The following is a 2,949-nucleotide window of genomic DNA, read 5'->3' on the forward strand; positions in this document are numbered from 1 at the left end:
AGCCGCGTCACGTAGCGGTCGCGGTTCTCCCACTCGGCCGACTCCCGGGTGGTGGCGAGCAGTTTCGCCGCGTGCTCGTACTCGCCGAGTGCGGCGGAGACCAGCGCGGGGGCCAGCCGCTCGTCGGGGGCATCGAGCAGTACCGCGTCGTCCGGAGGCAGACCCGTGGCGAGCAGCGGGGTGTGCCGGACCATGCGCGCGGTGCTGATCAGAGCGCGAAGCAATGACATGGTGCGGACCATTGAAAGCCGCAGGTCGTAGACGCGCCAGAGGGCTGCTGTGAAGCTTTGGTGGCGAGCCGGAAGGTTGTCCTGGCGCAAGTAAAGGCAGGGCAAAGAAAGCTGGGTCAGCCGCGGCGTAGGAGGCGGGAGGCGCCTGCCGCGACAGTCGTGGCGAGTATCCAGCCGAGCACGATCAGCGCCGCCGACGCCCACTGCCAGCCGCCCGCGGGACGCCAGTAGCCGTCCTGCCCCAGATTGATCACCGGGATCAGCAGATCGAGGGCGTACAGCGCCGGGTTCCACTGCGGATGCGAGTCCGCCTGGAGCGGCGCGGGCGCGTGCCGGGAGAAGGCGACGGCGCCCGCGGCCCACAGCACGGCCATCCACAGCGCGGCCCGGCCCGGCCGGTAGCCGTAGGCCACGGTCCAGTCCTGCAGATAGCCCCAGACCTTCGCCGCCAGCGGCAGCGTCTCGCGCCGTCTGCGCTGCTTGGCCAGCAGCACCTCACGGGCGTCGGCGTCCTCACCGCCCGTCCGCAGCACCTGCGCGAGGCGCTCGTACGGCTCGGGGGAGTACTCGGGCGTGGCGGCGGCCAGCCAGTCCAGCCGCCGCACCAGCGGGAAGTGGCCGTACGGGACGAGGTTCTCGTACAGGAAACCGCCCATCGCGAGCCCGCCGGGACCCGGCCAGGCCGTCGAGATGTCGACCAGCGTGACGATCTTCGCGCCGTTCAGCACGACCCGGCCGTCCTGCGGGGCCTCGCAGGTGAACCGCAGCTCGGGCGTGACGATCCGGCGCAGCGACAGCTCCTCGTCGGCGGCCAGGAAGAACCGCGCCTGGCCCAGATCGACGGCGTCCCCGAACCGGCCGTCGTCGAGCCGTACCCCGCCGTGGCACTCGAAGCGGCGCAGCTCGGTGCCGGGCACCGGCTCGGGGACGTGCCCGATGCCGTACGGCGGTGTCGCGCCGGCGCTGCCCGTCGCCTCGGTCACCCACACGCTCGCCAGGTGGAACGACCGCTCCACCGAAAGCTGCGGCGCGTTCAGCGCCCGCCGGCCGGGCGTGGCGCGCAGCTTGCTGCCGCGCATGCTCATCGACACCCCGACGCTCGCACCGCGCAGGCTGATCTCGCCGTATGTCTCGATCTGGTCGGCCTGCAGATCCTGCCCGACCGACATCCCGTCGGCGACGATCGCCCGGCCGCGCCGGTCGGGCCGGACATCGATCTGACTGATCAGCAGATCCGTGCCGATACGGGCGTCCGTCAGCCGGATGCCGTGCTCGATCCGGCAGCCCGGCAGATGCAGGTCCCCCTCGGTGTGCAGCCGGGCGGCGTCCAGCCGGGGCAGGGCGCAGCGCGCGATACGTACCGTCGTGAAGTGCGCCTCCGGCAGCACCACCTCGTTCTCGAAGCGGCAGCCGGTCAGCTCCACGAACGGCGCGACGATGCCGCCCGCCAGCGTGAGCGTGCCGGTGATCTGCACCCCGCGCAGCTTCAGCGCCGAGACCCGCCCCGGCAGCGCGGGCGGGCCGCTGAGCAGCAGCAGCGCCACGACCCTGGCCCGTACGGACCGCTCGATACCCCAGGGACGGGCCGAGAAGGGGTCGTCCAGCACCGGGTCGGAGGCGGACAGGTCGTACGTGCTCCCGTTGCGGAACGCCTGCCACATGCCGAGTTCCGTGGCGCTGAGCCAGTCCGGAGCCTCGCCGTCGTCCTGATCGCTCACTCCGTCCTCCCCCTCCTCGCGCTTCCCGCCGGTAACAGTGGGCCCAGAGAGTAGCCGTCCCGTGCGGCGCCCGGGACATGTATCAGCCAGTGATACGGGCGACCGGAGCGCTGATCCGGTCTGCGAGAATTGACCACGTGATCTCACGAATCGATCTGCGCGGCGACACCCTCCCCGAGGGTGGCGCCCTGCGTGACCTGCTGCCCCGAGCCGAGTTCGACGTGGAAGCCGCCCTGGAGAAGGTGCGGCCCCTCTGCGAGGACGTACGCCATCGGGGCACGGCGGCGCTGATCGAGTCCGCGGCGACGTTCGACGGGGTGACGCTGGAGCGCGTCCGGGTGCCGGCCGAGGCCATCGACGCCGCGCTGGCGCAGCTCGATCCCGCCGTACGGGCCGCCCTGGAGGAGTCGATCAGGCGCGCCCGGCTGGTCCACCGCGCGCAGCGGCGCTCCGCGCACACCACCCAGGTCGTCCCCGGCGGCACGGTCACCGAGAAGTGGGTGCCCGTCGAGCGCGTCGGGCTGTACGCACCGGGCGGCCGGTCCGTCTACCCGTCGTCCGTGATCATGAACGTGGTCCCCGCGCAGGAGGCCGGCGTCGAGTCGATCGCGCTCGCCTCCCCGGCGCAGCGTGAGTTCGGCGGCCTGCCGCACCCCACGATCCTCGCCGCCTGCGCGCTCCTCGGTGTGGACGAGGTCTACGCGGCGGGCGGCGCGAGCGCCGTCGCCATGTTCGCGTACGGCGTCCCGGGTCCCGACGGCTGTCCGCCCGCCAACATGGTCACCGGCCCCGGCAACATCTGGGTCGCGGCCGCCAAGCGCTACTTCACCGGCCGGATCGGCATCGACGCCGAGGCGGGTCCCACCGAGATCGCCGTTCTCGCCGACTCGACCGCCGACCCCGTGCACGTCGCAGCCGACCTGATCAGCCAGGCCGAGCACGACCCGCTGGCCGCCGCCGTCCTCGTCACCGACTCGGCCGACCTCGCCGCGGCGGTGGAG

The 2,949-nt window shown here is 72.7% G+C and carries 2 protein-coding genes and 1 pseudogene; 1 reads left to right on the plus strand and 2 read right to left on the minus strand.

Going from position 1 to position 2,949, the window contains the following annotated elements:
• Together HY68_RS19900 and HY68_RS19905 are read right to left on the minus strand one after the other, a co-directional pair.
• Nucleotides 1–242, minus strand: a pseudogene (locus HY68_RS19900) (hypothetical protein); the annotation flags it as partial.
• 104 nt (nucleotides 243–346) lie between these two features.
• A complete protein-coding gene (locus HY68_RS19905) occupies nucleotides 347–1,948 on the minus strand; it encodes a hypothetical protein (RefSeq protein WP_041990753.1) in 1,602 nt (533 codons plus the stop codon).
• 137 nt (nucleotides 1,949–2,085) lie between these two features.
• On the opposite strand from HY68_RS19905, the gene hisD reads away from it, so the two are divergent.
• Nucleotides 2,086–2,949 (plus strand): histidinol dehydrogenase (gene hisD, locus HY68_RS19910; RefSeq protein WP_041990756.1); only part of this gene is annotated, 864 nt, incomplete at its 3' end.

The organism is Streptomyces sp. AcH 505 (genome assembly GCF_000818175.1).
Lineage (GTDB): Bacteria > Actinomycetota > Actinomycetes > Streptomycetales > Streptomycetaceae > Streptomyces.